The following is an 18594-nucleotide window of genomic DNA, read 5'->3' as shown; positions in this document are numbered from 1 at the left end:
AAAATTGCGTTAATAAAAAAGCCATTAAGTATTAATACTTAATGGCTTTTTTATTACTTTTGATTAGATCTAATTTAATAAGATGAAAAATTATCTTAGTTTAAATTGTCCTACGATTGATTTAAGTTGCTCGTTTGCAACAGCCACGTTTACCGATTCTTGCGCGGTAGATTGACCATTGATCGCTAACTCTTGCGCCATTTCACGGATCGCAGTCATGTTACGTGTTACCTCAAGCGACACACTACTCTGTTCTTCCGCTGCTGTGGCTATTTGGGTATTTAAATCATTTATTTGCGTAACAGAAGTAGCAATATGATCCAAATCATCAGCAACTGCATAAGTGCTTTCTGCAGCTTGTTGACAGGTTGTTTGGGTCATATTCATCGCTAAAATTGCAGAACTAGAACCCGCCGTTAATGCATCCAGCGTCTCTTTAATTTCCGCAGTGCTCACTTGTGTTCTCGCCGCCAGAGCTCGCACTTCGTCAGCGACGACAGCAAAACCACGACCTTGCTCGCCCGCTCGCGCCGCTTCAATTGCCGCGTTAAGTGCAAGTAGATTAGTTTGTTCTGCAATAGCACCAATCACATTCAGTACTTTCGTAATAGCTTGGGTATCGTTCTCAATATCTTGAATACTTTTTGATGAACTTTCTACATTTTCAACCAACTTAGATACAGTTGCTGTTGTAGTGCTCACCGTTACTTTCGACGTATCAACCTGCTTATTCATGGCATCGGTAAATTGCGACGCTTCTTCAGCATTACTGGCAACATCATTGGCCGTGGCACTCATTTCTTCTACTGCCGCGGCGATTTGGTCAGTTTCAATTGAATGCGCTTCCAATACTTGATTATTGGTCGTCGTTTGTTGCTCTAACTTGCCAACACTTTCAGAAATATGCAGTGAAGAGTTATCAATCTCTAACATCAAGGTTTGTAGGTTCATAATGAAGGTATTAATACCTGCGGAAATATCACCTAAATCATCGTTGCTTTCAACGGGTAAACGACGTGTTAAATCACCATTACCTTTAGATAAATCCGTCACGACTTCTTTCAATGAAATGATCGGACGATAAACAATATTCAGTACGGTAATAGTCAAGAATAAGCCGATTGCGAGCATAATAGCAGAAACCACAAAAGCACTTTCTAACGCTTCATCTACTTCGGCATAGGCTACTGATTTATCAACACCAATAAATAAGTACCATTTTTTACCATTAATAAGAGTAATTTCTTGGGTAAAGGCGAGTTTATCAACACCACCTAAAGTATAATTCGTGGTGTTCGCATGTCCACTTAACATACCCGTTTTAACATTACCCATACCAACATCAGAGAAATTAACACCTGTTCTCAATGTCATTGAATTTGATGCTAAGGCATTACCATCGCTATCCATGATCGCGGTAACAGAACCAGGATAGTTAACATTTTTAACGGTTTCTTCAAGAATGCTTAAACCAATATTACCTAATAGCACACCGTTACCTATATTACGCACCACTGAAATAACCGGAAGACCTGTGCTTTTTGCATTATAAACATCAGTAATATCTAGCGTTGCCGTATTTTTACCTAAGTTATACCAAGGACGTTGACGCGCATCATAACGTTCAGTGATCGCGACGCCATCAACCCAACTTGAGTTTAGCGCGGTAGAATAAGTGACACCATCATCAAAAGCGAAAAACACACTAGCAAAACTATTAGTGTCTTTTATGAGTCGCGCAATGGTGACGTAATCGTCACCCAGGCTATTGGACTTGTATTTTTGGCTAATGGCATTAAGTGCATCAGTTTTTGTTGTGAACCAATCTTCAATTTTATTGGCTTCGTAGCTGACGATTGAGCTAGACAGCAGGTTCACATCTTCGATGGTTTTAGATTTAATTATATTATAAGAAATGATATTTGAAACCAGTAAAATAGCGGTCAGTAAGATAACTACCGACAATATGATGAGTCTTTTGAAACCTAAATTTTTTAACATTATTTTATTCCACAATTAGATAGATCAGAGGTTAACTGCTGAAATAATTTACATCCATGAAAATTAGCAGCGGTAGTGTCTAACGCACTTAAAATAGGATTTAAGTTAACCCATATTCTTCGTTACGCTCTTCATTCTCTGTTTATCACGTCCTAATAACGAGAATGTTCTGAATAATCCATCAATGACATAAGGCAGCGTATCGGCCGCTCTCCGTGAAACATTAATTAAAACGATAAAATAATTAATGTTTAATTATTAATGACAGTTCACGTGATAGACCTAATGATGTTTGTCCAAGCCAACTATGATCGCGGTGAGATAAAAAATAAATAAAGATAGAGACTGAAGGTAGAAGATAAAAACAGAAAATAGGAACAAAAAAACGTCACCAAATTACTGTAAAATAAAAGGGTAACGCTCTTTGTGCGGGATTAAACTTCTAAACTTCTTCTAGCACTCTAGTCTCTACGTTGCCTTTTTTTGCTTCTGTTTCAACCTCTTTAAGTAGCGCAGTAAAATGACGAAGTACTGGCGGCTCGTAAGTAAAGTCTAGGCCCTTTACGTTGGCAGCGTTTTCTTTCACTTTTTCGAATGCTTCAATAACGAAGTCCATGTGTGTTTGCGTATACGTCGCACGTGGAATGGTCAAACGAAGCAGCTCTGCAGGGCAAGCATGTTGCTCACCAGTAGCTGGATCACGACCTTGTAACAACGAGCCGATCTCAACAGCACGGATACCGGCTACTTTATATAATTCGCACGCTAAAGCATGGGCAGGAAATTGACCTGCAGGGATATGCGGCAGTAATTTACCGGCATCAACGAATGCAGCGTGACCACCCGCTTGTTGGCATACAATGCCGATACTTTCTAATCCATTAACAAGGTATTGCACCTGACCAATACGATACGCCAACCACTCCTGACGCATACCATCGTAAAGACCAACCGCAAGACGTTCCATCGCGCCGCCTTCTAGGCCACCATAAGTCGGGAAACCTTCTTGAACCACGCACAAAGTACGACATTCTCGATAAGCATCCATCATCGAATCATCTTTAAAGCAAAGTAGCCCGCCCATTTGTACCATGGCATCTTTTTTCGCCGACATAGCGAGAACATCAGCATACTTGTAAGATTCACGTGTGATCGCTGCAATTGTCCAATGTTTATAATCCGCTTCACGTTGCTGAATGAAGTAAGCATTCTCAGCATAACGGGCAGAATCCATCACCACTGGAATGTCATATTTTTGCGCTATTGCATACACAGCTTTTAAGTTGGCGATAGAGACGGGCTGGCCACCCGCAGAATTACAGGTAATGGTACTGACAATATAAGGGACATTAACAGCGCCCGCGTCAAGGATCGCGTCTTCTAATTTAATAAGGTCGAAATTACCTTTGAAATCGGCATTAACAGCAGTATCGAACGCTTCTACTGTGTAGACATTTTTAGCGACGCAGCAGTTTACTTGCGTGTGCCCTTGCGTCGTATCAAAGAAATAGTTCGACAGTGCGACCATCTTATTGCGGTCAAAGTTTTTTTCCATTTCACGTTTTTTAATCAATACCGGGATGTAAATTTGCTCGGCGCCACGACCTTGATGAGTCGGAATAGTATGTTCATAACCAAAAATATCTTTCACTGCATTCGCCAGTGCGTAGTAACTACGACTCCCGCTGTATGCTTCATCACCCCGAAACATCGCAGCTTGCATTTCTTGGGTGATCGCACCGGTACCACTGTCGGTCAGTAGGTCAATAAAGACGTCTTCACTATCGAGTAAAAATGGATTCATACCCGCTTTTAAAATGGCTTTTTCACGATGTTCACGCGTCGTACGCTTCACAGGTTCAATAACACGGATGCGGAATGGTTCTGGCAGATGTTTAAAATTTTCCATAAGAATACCTTCGTGGGTAATTGGTTGTTTAAATAATACGAAGTTGATTTAAGGTTATGTTAAGGCGAGGTTAAAAATCGCCTATAACCTATAGAAGTTATTCTGAAGACAAGCGGCAGGTAAGCTGATGATCGATGTTATACCAGGCTAACAGTGTTAGCGCTGGGATATGCTCTATGGTGAGGTGTATGCTCATTTATATACTTCTCTTTGATAAAAAGTAACATGTCAGACTTATCTATAAGTGTATTTTACATCAATGAATAAGTACATGTTTACACCTCTAAAATGTGATTAGCCCTAAGCTTTAGCAAACAAGTAAGTACGGTAACCACCAATTAAGTTACGGGCTTTAAAACCATTATTTACTAATTGGCGATAAGCCACGTTGCCACGCAAGCCTACCTGACAATAGATAATGATCTCTTTGTCTTTTGGTAACTCATGCATACGTTGACGTAATTCATCCACTGGAATATTGATCGCGTCACCAATACGTCCTAACTTTTCCAGTTCACCGGGATTACGTACATCAAGCAATAATTGGTTGTCGGTTAAGTTATCTATTTCATCAAAGTGGATCGCGGTTGCATCGCCTTGCATTAGGTTGTGTGCAACAAACGCCGCTTGGTTTATCACGTCTTTAGCACTACCAAAAGGTGGCGCGTAAGTTAACTCTAAATGCTGTAACTGCTCAACCGTCATGCCTGCACGTTGAGCCACTGCCATGATATCAATACGTTTATCGATACCGTCTTTACCCGCTGCTTGCGCACCTAAAATTTTGCCAGTGATAGGATCAAACAACATCTTGAACGAGACCATTTCAGCACCAGGGTAATAACTGGCATGGCTCGCGGTATGCACATAAACTTTTTCGAACGCGATACCATCACGTTTTAATTGCTTTTCATTTTTACCTGTTGAGGCAATCGCTAAGTCAAAGATCTTACAGATAGCCGTACCTTGGGTGCCTTGATAATGTTCATTACGGCCTAGCATGTTGTCTGCAGCCATACGACCTTGACGGTTCGCGGGTCCTGCAAGTGGCACTATCGTGGCTTTGCCAGTGACAAAATCGAGTTCTTCAATCGCATCACCCACGGCATAAATAGCCGGATCACTGGTCTGCATTTGGCTATTGGTTTTAATGCCACCAAGCTCTCCAATTGCTAAACCCGCTTCTTTAGCGAGCGTCGTTTCTGGACGCACACCAATTGCCATGATTAGCAGTTCAGTCTTTAACGACTCGCCATTACTCAGCGATAGGTTCAAATGACCGTTAATATGTTGATGATTGCTATTTTCACCAGACTCTTCGTTGGCTATATGAATTTCAGGCACATATTCAACACCAGACAATGCCGTACCAAGACGTAAATCGATGCCTTTTTCACGAATTTCGACATGTGCAAAACCTGCCATTTCCTTATCGACAGGCATCATCACTTGGTCTGCAAGTTCTAATAATGTGGTTTTGATACCACGTTGCTGAAATGCTTCCATCATTTCTAAACCAATAAAACCACCGCCGACAACAGTGGCATGTTCAACGTTATTGGTTTCAATGGTCTGAAGGATGCGGTCCATATCTGGGATATTACGTAAAGAGTGTGTAAGCGGATTATCAATACCAGCGATTGGCGGCACAATAGGACCTGCACCTGGGCTTAATAATAGAAAATCGTAACTTTCAGTGTATTCACGACCATCAAGTAAGTTTTTAACTGTCACCGTTTTACCTGCACGGTTGATGCTGGTAATTTCATTCATTACTCGCACATCAACATTAAAGCGTGCTAAAAAGCTGTCAGGTGTTTGCAGCAGTAACTTGCTACGGTCAGTAATATCACCGCCGATGTGATAAGGCAAACCACAGTTAGCAAAGGAGACAAAGGGGCCCCGCTCAAACATAATAATTTGCGCATCTTCACTTAAACGACGAGCGCGGGCAGCCGCCGAAGCACCACCAGCAACACCACCTACAATTACGATCTTTGTCATAGCTATTTACTCCAAACGGAAACGTTAATTAATTTTTATAAAAATCTTAATCTTTAAAACTATAAACCACGTTTTAAACTGATGACCACTATAGAGTACTTAATTAGTAAAGTCTAATACAGCAAACTCTAATAAAGTAAAATCTAAACAAGGATTGACTACATTAGCTTTGAACAAGTAAACTGAAGATCTTAAATTTAATCAGGGTAAGTGCTAACAATGGAATTAATAGACATGCAAGAACGCGCTACAGAAGTGGCCGATTTATTAAAAACCATGGCACATCCAGAAAGATTAATGGTGTTATGTCAGTTGGTTGAGGGCGAGATGAGTGCCAGCCAATTGCAGGAAAATTCGACGCTAAGCCAGTCGGCATTCTCACAGCATTTAGCGGTATTAAGAAAAAACAACATAGTGAAGGTACGTAAAGAATCGCAGTCAGTATTTTATACTTTAGCGGATGAGCGTATTGAAGCCTTGATAGGCAGTTTTTATAACATTTTTTGTGACTGATAAAACTACATAACCAGCCTAACTCATTGTTATACTATGAATTAGGCTAGTACTTATTGTGAACGGCTTATATCTATTTATATTTATTGGTGTCTATTTGTATATCGCATATCGTTGGGTTATGCATTAGCTAACTGCGTCGCGAGCATGATCTGTTTTGCCATCAACTGGTTTAGATCCAGTCCCACGATCTCACCATCAAGTACCCGCCATTTACCGGCAACCATGACTTTATCGGCTTTGGTTGCACCGCAAAGTAATAACGCCGCAACAGGTGTACCCGCGCCAGCAAAACGAATTTCATCAAGTTTAAATAAAGCAATATCAGCCTGTTTGCCAACGGCGATCTCACCAATATCATCACGGCCTAAGCAGCCTGCAGAACCTTTGGTCGCCCACTCAAAGGCTTTTTGATGGGTGATTTCACTGGCACCATAGCGCAGTCGTTGTAATAACAACGCCTGGCGTACTTCACCTATCATGTTAGAACCGTCATTAGAAGCCGAGCCATCAACCCCTAAACCGACAGGGCTACCCGCGGCTTGTAATGCTAATGTTGGGCATTGTCCTGACGCCAATATCATATTAGACGATGGGCAGTGACAAACACCAACGCCTGCATCACCTAATCGGGTTATTTCTTGGTCATTAAAATGAATTCCGTGCGCTAGCCATGTGCGGTCGTTTAACCAGCCAACACGTTCGAGGTAATCCACCGGTCTAACACCAAACATTTTAATACAAAAATCAGTTTCGTCATGGGTTTCAGCTAAATGGGTATGTAATCGCACATTGTGTTCGCGGGCTAAATCACCAGTAGCTGTCATCAGCTCTTCACTCACCGAAAACGGCGAGCAAGGTGCCAGCGCTATACGTGTCATCGCGCCGTCTTCATATTGATGATATTCCTTAATTAAACGTAGGCTATCATCTAAAATTTCAGTGTCGGTTTGAATGGTGGTGCGCGGTGGTAAGCCTCCTTGATCTTCCCCTAAGCTCATTGAACCACGGGTTAAATGCACACGAATGCCGAGCTTTTTGGCTTGCTCAACTTGGATGTCGATAGCATGCTCTAAACCATCTGGAAATAAGTAATGATGATCGCTGGCAGTGGTACAACCCGACAGTAATAATTCACTCAGGGCAATTTGGGTGGAAGTGGCGATCATCTCTGGGGTTAACTTAGCCCAGACCGGATATAAACTTTGTAACCAAGGGAATAATTCTTTGTTTAATGCCGCAGGAAAAGCGCGTGTTAGGGTTTGATAGAAATGGTGGTGGCTGTTAATTAAGCCGGGGATCAGGACATGCTGACTAGCATCAACAATATCATCGACTGGGTTAATCGGCTCTGCGCCAACACGGACCAATTCAACAATGATGTCGTTTTGAATAACGATACCGCCAGCATAAGCGGGATCTAAACAGTCGAGTGGATTCTTGATCCACAGGCGCAATGATTTAACTTGCATATAAGCTCCTAATTGTCAGGATTTAAAAAATAATAAAGACTAAACAGTCCTAATTAATCAAACCCGGATGTAGGAGCCAAAAGTGCACAAACCGGAAAGGTACACAATCAGTTGATTTAAAATCACGGCTATTTACATAGCCTCCAGTCCATCAAGTAACGCGCTAAACGCTACCTGATAAAGTAATAACAACAAAATACGCGGGTAAAGTCAATGGTTATACTGTTGCACTATTTTCCTCAGTAGCCTCTGACTTTACTTCTGATGTAGCCTCATCTTCTGCTATTTTTCGTTTGCATGGCAGGATCATGCTCATCAAGATTGCCGATAAGCCAGACACTGTCACTGAAGAACTAAAGATACTCTTAAACAAGGGTGAAAATGAGCTAGTTACTTCAGGTACAGCAACAACACCTAAACCAAGACCAAAAGAGACAGCCATGATAAGCAAGTCGCGACGATCGAGATCAGCAGTGGCTAAAATTCGAATACCCGCAGAAGCAACAGTGCCAAACATAACCAGTGTCGCGCCGCCTAATACCGGTTTAGGTAATGTTTGCAATACCGCACCAATCACCGGAAATAAACCCAGTAAAACAAACAGGCCACCAATATAAAAAGCGACATAGCGACTTGCAACACCGGTTAACTGAATAACACCGTTGTTTTGGCTAAAGGTCGACATTGGAAAGCTACCAAAAATAGACGCTAAGCAAGAGTTAATACCATCACCTAACACACCACCTTTGATACGCTCGATATAAACAGGCCCACGCGTCGGTTCATTAGAGACCATCGAGTTAGCGGTTAAATCACCGGTAGTTTCGATAGCGGTTACAATAGAAATAATCGCCACAGGAATAAACGCAGCCAGCTCAAAATCAAAACCATATTTAAACGGAGACGGTACCGAAATGACAGCTACATCAGCAATATCACTGTTAACCATGCCCATGAAATAAGCCGCAATATAACCCACCACCATGCCAATCATGATGCCAGAAAGACGTAATACCTGATTACTTGAACGGTTAATGAGGATGATAGTACTTAAAGTAATGGCACCTACAATGAGATATTTTGAATCGCCAATGTGTTCATTGCCAAAACCACCAGCAATATCTGTCATACCTACTTTGATCAAGGATAAACCAATCGTCGTAATAACAATGCCTGTTACCACGGGGGTAATAATATGCTGTAATTTATGAATAAAACGGCTTAATATAATTTCCACAAAAGAGGCAACAAAACAGACACCAAAAATCATCGCTAAAATATCTTCTGGACTACCACCGCGGTTTTTAACAATAAAACCAGCGGCCAGTACGGCACTTAGAAAAGCGAAACTCGTTCCTTGCACACACAGTAAACCTGAACCGACGGGTCCAAAACGTCGAGCTTGTAAAAAAGTACCGACCCCAGACACAAATAACGCCATTGAAATAAGATAAGGTAATTCACTGCCTAATCCTAATACACCGCCAATAATCAACGCTGGCGTAGTGATGCCCACAAAGCTGGCTAAAATATGCTGAAAAGCAGCAAATAGCGCTTTTAGTGGCTCGGGGCGATCGTGTAATCCATACAACAAATCATTTTTATTACCTTCCATGTTCATACCTACCTCAATCCATTTGTAATTCTGCTGCTGCCATAACGCTATGATAAAAACTATAACGGTTAAATACTGTACACAACATTAGAGCAAAGTTGCAACAAAATGAAATTCAAATAAATGGCGTTCAAACTAAAAATAGGTAGTTTTAACATGAATTAAATCAAGCTAATTAAAATAAAAACATTAAAATCAATGGGATGACTTAAAAAACTTGTTAGATCACACTTTTTAAATAAAAGTAAATTAAATGTTAAATGAATGTATTGATAAATGTGTTAATGCGGATTTTTCTTTGTTTAATGTTAAAACGGAACAATGTAAAAGTTATTTCAATACAAAATTAATTAGAATTGAGTTCAAATTAACTTAGAAATGTGAACACTTGGTTTATGTAAACACTGGCATATAAACCAATAAAGACGAGCACAATATCACTATTGCCTCGCCTTTATTTGTCTCTAAACTTAAAAACCTGTAACTGCTACGCTTAGCTAGCACTGTATTCAGGGTAATCAGTCAGCCCAGCTTCGCCACCACCAAATAAGGTATCAGGGTTGTGCGCTGCCAATGGGTAGTTATTTTTAATCCGGTTTGGTAAATCTGGATTAGCGACAAAAGGACGACCGAAACCAACCATATCCGTTAGCCCAGCATTAATTGCTGTAGCGCCTTTTTCACCGTTATAACGTCCAGCGTAGATAATCACACCTTGATACACTGCACGTACAGACAATTTAAATGCGACAGGTGTTTCGGGGGCATCATCCCAATCGACTTCGGCAATATGAATGTAGGCGACTTTGTGATTATTTAACACTGCAGCCGCTGAAGTATAACTCTCCACTGGCGTTGCATCGACAGTACCGTTTAATGAAGTGAACGGAGCAAGACGTACACCAATGCGGTCAGCGCCAATCGCTTCGGCCATAGCGGCAACAACTTCACTTAGGAAACGTAAACGATTTTCGATACAGCCACCGTATTCATCAGTACGATTGTTGGCTTCAGAATCGATAAACTGGTTAATCAAATAACCATTCGCCGCATGTAACTCAATGCCGTCAAAACCAGCTTCAATGGCATTTAATGCCGCTTGACGATATTCAGCAATGACGTGCTTAATGTCTGCTTTAGTCATCTCGCGCGGTTCAACCACGTCAACAAAACCAGCTTCGTCAGTGCCGTTATCAATGAATACTTTTACATTTTCAGCTTTCATGGCTGACGACGAAATCGGCTGCATACCGCCAATATTATCTGGATGCGTTACGCGGCCTACGTGCCAAAGCTGCGCAAAGATAGTGCCGTTTTTAGCGTGCACAGCATCTGTTACTTTTTTCCAACCTGCAATTTGTGCTGGAGAATAAATACCCGGCGTCCAAGCATAACCTTGACCCATAGGGGAAATTTGCGTGCCTTCAGCAATAATAAGACCAGCTGAAGCACGTTGGGCATAATAATCGGCCATCATCTGATTCGCTACATTACCAGGCTGAGTGGCACGAGAACGCGTCATTGGCGGCATTACGATGCGGTTCTTCAGCGTAAGTTTACCAAGTTTAATTGTTTGAAATAATGCGTTTTTCATGTTGTCATTCCTGTTAATTAGCGGACGTTAAACAAGCCCTTTGCGGCCTGCTTGGTGTCGATAACAGCAGTGTATAGAAAAACATTTTCATAATAAAATTATTATATTTGATGGTTTTGATAAATTTTTGTAATGATTAAACCTGAGATTGTCAGTCGGTATTAAGTCCTTTCATCTTTTGGCGTATCCATCACCACTAAGGTGGTGATTGAGTAGACTTGTGAGATCTCACCGAGCACACCGGAATGAAAGCGTTTATAAGACGTTAAATCCTCAGTCTCAACCCGGAGTAAATATTCACTGGAGCCAGTCACATTGTGACACTCGGTTACCTGCCCCGCTTCCATGATGCTATCTTCAAAGCTGCGTTGTGATTTTTTACTGTGACTCGATAAACCTATCGTGACATAAGCAATAAAACCAATACCCAGTTTTTTGGCATTAAAGACCGCGCGATAGCCTTGAATAACATCGCTGCGTTCCAGCTCTTGCACACGGCGTAGTGTGGCAGAAGCAGATAATCCGATGCGCTCTGCAAGTTCAACATTGGACAATCTGCCGTTTAATTTAAGTTCGCGCAAGATCCTGTCGTCAAATCTATCCATAGTAACCATTCCTTGTGTATTTTCGTCAATCCGAGCAAATATAGGCACAAAATTTACCGCATAGTCACTTAAAATACAACTACACATTAACGTGACAATGCGAGTATAAAATGGAATATCAACAACTTATGGCACTTATGACCTTTGCGCTGGTTTCAACCGTCTCTCCAGGACCAAACAACATTATGTTAATGACCTCGGGGGCCAACGTTGGTTTTATGCGCACGATACCGCACATGCTGGGCATTATTGTGGGTTTCAGTGTGATGGTAATATTGGTTGGTTTTGGCTTGATGGGTTTATTTACCAGCTATCCTGCTGTGCAGCAAGGATTACGCATAGTCAGTATTTTTTATCTACTGTATTTAGCGGTTAAGATCGCCACCAGTAAAGCCATGACCAGCGCAGCAACTGACTACCGACCTATGTCGTTTCTGTCAGCCGCTAGCTTTCAATGGGTAAACCCGAAAGCATGGACTATGGTGCTCACGGCAATTAGCGTGTATGCAGCCTCGACTAAACTGCAAGATATTTTGCTGGTAACGCTGGTGTTTGCACTTATCACTGTGCCTTCCGTTGGCCTGTGGACAGCGGCAGGGAAAAAATTACAGAGCGGCTTACAAGCACCAAACCGTATTAAGCTGTTTAACTACAGCATGGCGGGCTTGCTGGTGTTTTCAATTGTGCCGATGCTTTGATTGTTTCGAACTAATTAATAGTACCAAACTAGTTAATTTTACGAAAAAAGATATCAGAGCTAGCATTGTTATCATCCTGTATTAGGTTACTAGCAAGAGATTGAAACACCACATAGTTACCATCGGCACTAATAGCTGGTCGACTACTGTGCGAGTTACCTTGGCTACCATAGCTGGTAATACTGACCAGCTCGGTCATGCCTATATCACGATAATGGATAAAAACATCAGAGACGTGATTGTTATCGTCTGCTATTAAGGTGCTGGCGAGGGATTGGAACACGACATAGCGGCCATTAGCGCTAATGCTGGCGATATGACTGTTAGCATTGCCCTGAGTACCGTCCATAGCGACACTGACCCGAACGGTTAGACCAGTCTTGCGGTCATGAACAAAAACATCTTCAACTGCATTGGTATCTTCTGACACTAGGTTGCTCGCGCGGGAGTCAAAAGCCACATAACGGCCATCAGCACTGATAGCTGAAAAAATACAACCTAAGTTCCCCTGACTACCATTATTAGAGACACTGACCAACTCAGTAATTTGGCTATTGCGGTCGTGAACAAAAATATCACTCATACCATTGCTATCATTAAACACTAAATTACTGCTATCGGCAGTAAACGCGACAAATCGGCCGTCAGCACTGATTGCGGGATGATAGCCGTCACCCTGACTGCCATTACTGGCGACACTAACCCGTTCAGTGATCCCCGAATTACGGTCATGAACAAAGACATCGGCTTTGATATTAGTATCATCTGGCACCAGATTACCAGCCAGAGAAGTAAAAGCCACATAGCGACCGTCAGCACTTATGGCGACTTGCTCACTACTTGCATCACCTTGACTGCCATCACTGGCAATACTGACCCGTTCGGTGATACCACTATCGCGGTCATGAACAAAAACATCTTTACTGCCGTTACTGTCGTTCAGTACCAGATTGTTGGCCTCTGCGATAAAAGCCACATAACGACCATTGCCACTAATACTCGGATCAGAGCTGCTCGAATTGGCTTGCCTACCGTTACTCGCGACACTGACCCGCTCGGTGATACCGCTGTTACGGTCGTGAACAAAGACATCTGCAACCATGTTGGTGTCATCTTGCACGAGATTGCTAGCAAAAGAAGTAAAAGCCACGTAGTGACCGTCGGTACTGATCGTAGATTCAATACTGTCCGCGTTCCCTTGACTACCATCAATGGCGACAATAATTTTCTCGGAACTGCATGCAGATAAAAAGGTGGCGCATAGTCCAAATAGCAGCACCCTCCAAGCAGCAATTCGTAAGGTGAATATGTTCATGATTCTCCCCTTTTGGGGATAAGGCTTAGATTTTGAGTATAGGAAAAATAGCGACCCAGTCAATGTTGGTTTGAACAGGATATCACTGCTAATCAAGGTTTATCACTGGCCATGATTATGTCAATCTATGAGATATAAAAACAATCAATATCAATTTCACAGCCAAGAAAACGAGTTATTCGACCACGTACTGATTTAGTATCTGCTGACCGATCTCGGCAATCACCTGGTTTCGTTCAGCCATTGATAACTCGGTTTCTGTTAGGTAAATACTGATGATAAGCGGTTGACGTTCTGCATGCCAAATCACAGCGGTGATACCGCGCGAACCATAGCCACCAGCACCGGAACGATCAGCAATAGACCAGCCTGGTGGTAGTACCGAACGCAATAAAGGATCTGATACCTTGTTGTCTTGCATCCATGTTTTAAGCTGCGTTTTGTCCCGATTAGACAGCACATTAGCAAACAGTAATTTGTTTAAGGTATTAACCATGGCATTCGGTGTCGTGGTATCACGCACGTCGCCAATCTTAGCTTCATTCAACTCTGGTTCAATGCGATCTAGTTGAGTCACATTATCACCTATGTCACGTAAGAAAGCGGTAACACCCTCAGGGCCGCCAACATGTTGCAAGACGATATTTACCGCAGTATTATCACTGGTTAGCATCGTCGCTTCACATGCTTGTGCTACTGTAATACTGCTACCGACAAGGGGTTTAGTAACTGGTGACCAAGGGATTAATGCCTCCGATTTCAGCAAGATTTTAGTGCTAGTATTCAACTCACCATTAGCTGATGCGCTTAGCATTTTCGCACAAGCTAGGGTTTTGAATGTGCTCATCATCGGAAAGCGAGCATCGCCATTGTAGTGCCAAATTTGTTTATTTTCGGTATCTAAAACAGCAGCGCCAATGCGACCAGAAGTGCGTAGTTCAATTGCAGAGAGTGAATCATTTAATGTCGTGGCAGAGGCCATCGCACTAGAAAAAACTAAGCTAATGCATAATAATATGTTTTTCATGGTATGTAGTTTCACTTGATAATTAAGATGGTAACCTCCGGAGGATACACAATCTGGATTTAGTTTTCGAATAAATACATTTCGGAGACTGGATTCACCGATTGATTAGCTGATAGGCTTACTCTTCTCTATCTGCAGCTAAATTCACAGTGATTCATTTAGCATTAAACTCCAGGCTGTCATACTTTTAAATGCATTGATAAAACCTAAAGATGAAACCTCCCATTCAGTACCACTCCAATAATGCTGGATCTTGAAGTGGTACAGTGAATTGTACCAACGTTTTAATAGTAAAAAGCGCTGATAAGCACTAAAGGATAATTTGGTTTGTAAGTCTAATCACTGCAAACCAAATTATCTAAAGCAGTGCTAACTCTCGTTATCGTCACTTTTGTTAACTTCAAATTCTAAAATATCGCCTGGCTGACACTCAAGTACTTCACAAAGTTTATCAAGTGTCGATAATCGGACAGCTTTTGCTTTACCGTTTTTTAATATCGATAGGTTTGCTTCTGTGATCCCAACTTCTTGAGCTAGGTATTTTAAGCGCATTTTTCGCTTAGCCATTATTACATCTAAATTAATACAAATAGTCATTCCAGCTCCTTAAATTGTATGGCAGTTTTCATCGGCAAGAATATAACCTTCTTTCATCACCCATGAAATAATCAAGATAATAAAGCCAAATACTAATGTTAAAAAGTCCACGCCTTCAAATCCGATAGCTAATATGCGCTCACCGGGAGGATTATTAAACGACAAGATAACAGACATCAATGCACCATAAACAACCGAAGCTCCAACCCAATAAAATAAACAGTAACCTAACTTTTGGTAACCCATCACATTATCAAGTGTAAAAATCTCATTACGTTCATAGCTACGAAATAAATTAATCAATACTCTCAAAGCGTACATAATGATGCTACAAAGAAATAAGCTCGCGATTACAGCTAATATTCGCGTTGTTAGCGTCAGTGGCAATTGTGTTAAATAGTCGATATCAATACTGATCTGAACAATACCGAATGATGTAAGAAAATCATAAGGTGTATCAACCGTTAACCAGTAATAACAAATCACGATGGGGGTTAGAACAAAAAGACTTTGAAAAAATATACGTGCACGACGGCTTTGTTTTTGAATTTTTGACATAATAAGTAATCCTGTTAAGTAGATAACTGGATATTAAAGTACAAAACAATGAAATTCAATAATTAATTATCGATTTACGATAATTAATTATTGATAAATGATTTTAATAGTATCGAATCTAAATCATACATGATTATTAATTTTACGTATTATTTACGCGAAAAATATCAAGGACTCACTCATGACTTACGATGAATTCAATAAATTTTGTGGTTCATTAGCAGCCACTACCTATGTGATGCAGTGGAACAATTCGCATGTTTGGAAGATTGGCGGCAAGGTGTTCGCGATTGGTGGATTGGGCAAAGATAAACAACCTGCATTTATTTTTAAAACCTCAAATCTTAACTTTGATTTTTTAAGTGAACTCGCCGGTTATAAACCCGCCCCCTACTTTGCTTCCCGCGGTATGAAGTGGATACAGCATAACGACAGCACGGCACAAACCGATGAGGAGCTAAGCTATTACCTTACAGAGTCATATCGTATTGTATCGTTAGGTCTCACCAAAAAATTACAAAAACAGTTAGACTTAAATCAATAACCAGTAACCAAGCCCCCATAGCTTAACAAAGCCAACCTGAACGCATAATTTATCCAAAACTGTGAAAGTGGGAAATTAATCATCTGGATAATTTAGCCAAACAGGTTCAAAATTATCCATCAGATTAATTAATGATGGCGTACATATGGATAGTAGTAATAACAAGGACGACACTCTGGCTCGCAATATAGGCAGACCAACAAAATCTTCCGACACCAATATCCGCCAGCATTTAATGACTGTGGCATTTGATCTATTCGCCGATAATGACTACAACCAAGTCAGCACCCGAAAAATAGCCATCGCGGCCAATACCACACCAGCAATGATCCGTTATTACTTTCAAAATAAAGAAGGCCTGTTTCATGCGGCTATGTCACAGTATCGTCAGCCAATACTCGATATATTAAAACAATATGCCGCGAAGCCATCACTCGAAAATTTGCATCATATTTTTACGATTTACTATACTACAATGCAAGAAAACAAAAACTTACAGCATATTGTTAGACGTAATATGCTCAGTAAGAATAACCCGCAAATCAAAGCACATATTATTCAAGAAGGACCTCAGCAAACCTTTAAATTAATTAAAACCATGCTGACTCGATTACAAACCAAAGGTCATATCAAACCAGAACTAGACCCGGAATTATTAACTATCCAATTCCTTAGTCTGTGTATCTACCCTTGTGCATTTAAGCCGTTAATAACCCAAATAATTTCGACCAAAATGGACATGGCGTTTTACCAAAACCTCGCCCAGCAGAACTATAATATGTTAATCAACTCAATTACGACGGAGCAATACAATGAAGAAATCTAAACTACTGTGGCTACCTATCGGCGTTGCAACAGGGTTAGGTATCATGGCGATCAATAATACCATCATGAAAAAGGACGTGGTATTAGAAGTAATTGAGCCAGCACAAAGCGTCTATGTCAGCCAGATCCAAACGCAGAGCATTGCCCCTGCAGTAAAAGGCTACGGTAATGTGGTAGCTAAAAATAAGTGGCAAGCCATTTCCGAAGTGAACGGTAAGGTGCTTTATAAGAATCCTAAATTACAACGCGGTACCTTCATTAATGCCGGTGTCGAATTGATCCGTATCGACCCAACGTCTTATCAGTTAAACCTGAATACCGCACAAGCAAACTTAGACAATATTAACTCCGAAGTTGAAAAACTGGATATTGAAAAGCAGCGGTTAACCCGTTCATATCAAGTCGAAAGCAAAACCTTAGCGTTGGAAGAAAAAGAATACCAGCGTAATATCAAACTGAATAAAAAAGGCACTATCTCGGCATCGAGTTTAGAGCAACAAGAACGTGTGGTATACAACACCCAACTGCAATTAAATGACTTAAAAGCCCAAGTAAAACAAATTCCGGCTTTAAGACGATCTCTTGAAGCACAAATATCACAAGCGCAAAGCCAAATTGATCAGGCCAAACTGGATTTAGAACATACAATTATAACCATGCCGTTTAATGGCCGTATCATCGATGTTAGCGCCGAATTACAACAATTTGTTTCTACTGGCAACAGCCTGATTTTAGCGCATGATGTATCTAAGCTCGAAGTCGAAGCGAAAATGCCCACCAGCCAACTAAGCCGTTTAATACACAGCTTGAAACAAGACCGAGAAATATTGGATAACCTCAACGCCGTACCGGATATTGCGATTGCCAATTTAACTGCACAGATCACCTTGCGCAACTCATCATCAGAAACCCATTGGCAAGGTAAGGTCACCCGTATTCTAGGTGAGATTGATGCTCGGTTAGGCACTGCAGGGCTAGTGGTGGAAGCCGACTTTGATTTCCTTGAATTCGTTAAACGTAACGATCCCAATGACAGCCCTATTATCTCGGGTATGTTTGTTGAAGTGACCGTTAACGGACAAGCACTGCCGCAATTAACCGTGCCACTACAAGCCTTGCATAACAACCGTTTATATCTGGTCGATGACGATAATAGACTGCAACTACAAGAGGTCGAAGTATTGTTCATTCGTGATCAAGTCGCAGCAATTAAAGCCGAGGGACTTAGCGCTGGCCAGCAAATTGTATTATCCGATATTATCCCTGTTGCCAATGGCTTAAAGCTCGCGCCAACAGTATGGACTGAGGATAAATAAT

General features: G+C 41.3%; 16 protein-coding genes. 5 read left to right on the top strand and 11 right to left on the bottom strand.

Going from position 1 to position 18594, the window contains the following annotated elements; all coding sequences use genetic code 11:
- Positions 1–90: 90 nt before the first annotated feature.
- From CXF93_RS03805 to CXF93_RS03795, 3 genes are all read right to left on the bottom strand, one after another.
- Positions 91–2001 (bottom strand): methyl-accepting chemotaxis protein, encoded by a 1911-nt coding sequence (locus CXF93_RS03805; protein WP_101061116.1) that lies wholly within the window; start codon positions 1999–2001, stop codon positions 91–93.
- Positions 2002–2443: 442 nt separating this feature from the next.
- Complete coding sequence (gene tnaA / locus CXF93_RS03800; RefSeq protein WP_101061115.1) at positions 2444–3910, bottom strand: tryptophanase; 1467 nt, start codon at positions 3908–3910, stop codon at positions 2444–2446.
- Positions 3911–4210: 300 nt separating this feature from the next.
- On the bottom strand, positions 4211–5914 hold the full coding sequence (locus CXF93_RS03795; RefSeq protein ID WP_101061114.1) for an FAD-dependent oxidoreductase: 1704 nt from the start codon (positions 5912–5914) through the stop codon (positions 4211–4213).
- Positions 5915–6133: 219 nt separating this feature from the next.
- Here CXF93_RS03795 and CXF93_RS03790 point away from each other — a divergent pair, with 219 nt between their 5' ends.
- Positions 6134–6427 (top strand): metalloregulator ArsR/SmtB family transcription factor, encoded by a 294-nt coding sequence (locus tag CXF93_RS03790; RefSeq protein ID WP_026006087.1) that lies wholly within the window; start codon positions 6134–6136, stop codon positions 6425–6427.
- A gap of 119 nt (positions 6428–6546) precedes the next feature.
- Here the strand turns inward: CXF93_RS03790 and CXF93_RS03785 are convergent, their stop codons facing one another.
- From CXF93_RS03785 to CXF93_RS03770, 4 genes are all read right to left on the bottom strand, one after another.
- Positions 6547–7899 (bottom strand): 8-oxoguanine deaminase, encoded by a 1353-nt coding sequence (locus CXF93_RS03785; RefSeq protein ID WP_101061113.1) that lies wholly within the window; start codon positions 7897–7899, stop codon positions 6547–6549.
- 217 nt (positions 7900–8116) lie between these two features.
- Positions 8117–9514, bottom strand: a complete 1398-nt coding sequence (locus CXF93_RS03780) for a uracil-xanthine permease family protein (protein WP_101061112.1) — start codon at positions 9512–9514, stop codon at positions 8117–8119.
- A gap of 493 nt (positions 9515–10007) precedes the next feature.
- The gene (locus CXF93_RS03775) at positions 10008–11108 is read right to left on the bottom strand and encodes an alkene reductase (protein WP_101061111.1); all 1101 of its coding nucleotides are present in this window, start codon (positions 11106–11108) and stop codon (positions 10008–10010) included.
- Between the two features lie 161 nt (positions 11109–11269).
- Entirely contained in the window at positions 11270–11713 is a 444-nt protein-coding gene (locus CXF93_RS03770; protein ID WP_101061110.1) for an Lrp/AsnC family transcriptional regulator, read from the bottom strand.
- 110 nt (positions 11714–11823) lie between these two features.
- Here CXF93_RS03770 and CXF93_RS03765 point away from each other — a divergent pair, with 110 nt between their 5' ends.
- The gene (locus CXF93_RS03765; protein WP_101061109.1) at positions 11824–12411 is read left to right on the top strand and encodes a LysE family translocator; all 588 of its coding nucleotides are present in this window, start codon (positions 11824–11826) and stop codon (positions 12409–12411) included.
- A 28-nt stretch (positions 12412–12439) separates the two neighbouring features.
- Here CXF93_RS03765 and CXF93_RS03760 read toward each other — a convergent pair whose 3' ends face one another.
- The 4 genes from CXF93_RS03760 to CXF93_RS03745 form a co-directional block, all read right to left on the bottom strand.
- Positions 12440–13726 (bottom strand): PD40 domain-containing protein, encoded by a 1287-nt coding sequence (locus tag CXF93_RS03760; RefSeq protein WP_101061108.1) that lies wholly within the window; start codon positions 13724–13726, stop codon positions 12440–12442.
- A gap of 175 nt (positions 13727–13901) precedes the next feature.
- Positions 13902–14753, bottom strand: a complete 852-nt coding sequence (gene bla / locus CXF93_RS03755; RefSeq protein ID WP_101061107.1) for a class A beta-lactamase — start codon at positions 14751–14753, stop codon at positions 13902–13904.
- Positions 14754–15122: 369 nt separating this feature from the next.
- Positions 15123–15350: a helix-turn-helix transcriptional regulator gene (locus tag CXF93_RS03750; RefSeq protein ID WP_101061106.1), complete on the bottom strand. Its 228-nt coding sequence runs from the start codon at positions 15348–15350 to the stop codon at positions 15123–15125.
- A 9-nt stretch (positions 15351–15359) separates the two neighbouring features.
- Entirely contained in the window at positions 15360–15908 is a 549-nt protein-coding gene (locus CXF93_RS03745) for a DUF2975 domain-containing protein (protein WP_101061105.1), read from the bottom strand.
- Positions 15909–16089: 181 nt separating this feature from the next.
- On the opposite strand from CXF93_RS03745, the gene CXF93_RS03740 reads away from it, so the two are divergent.
- The 3 genes from CXF93_RS03740 to CXF93_RS03730 all read left to right on the top strand — a co-directional run bounded on the left by CXF93_RS03740 (position 16090) and on the right by CXF93_RS03730 (position 18593).
- On the top strand, positions 16090–16452 hold the full coding sequence (locus tag CXF93_RS03740; RefSeq protein WP_101061104.1) for an MmcQ/YjbR family DNA-binding protein: 363 nt from the start codon (positions 16090–16092) through the stop codon (positions 16450–16452).
- A 145-nt stretch (positions 16453–16597) separates the two neighbouring features.
- The gene (locus tag CXF93_RS03735; protein WP_101061103.1) at positions 16598–17278 is read left to right on the top strand and encodes a TetR/AcrR family transcriptional regulator; all 681 of its coding nucleotides are present in this window, start codon (positions 16598–16600) and stop codon (positions 17276–17278) included.
- Complete coding sequence (locus tag CXF93_RS03730; RefSeq protein WP_101061102.1) at positions 17265–18593, top strand: efflux RND transporter periplasmic adaptor subunit; 1329 nt, start codon at positions 17265–17267, stop codon at positions 18591–18593. The genes CXF93_RS03735 and CXF93_RS03730 overlap by 14 nt, the downstream gene beginning before the upstream one ends.
- Position 18594 lies beyond the last annotated feature (1 nt).

This window comes from Moritella sp. Urea-trap-13 (assembly GCF_002836355.1).
Taxonomy (GTDB): domain Bacteria; phylum Pseudomonadota; class Gammaproteobacteria; order Enterobacterales; family Moritellaceae; genus Moritella.
This window is presented reverse-complemented; position numbering and strand designations above follow the sequence as displayed.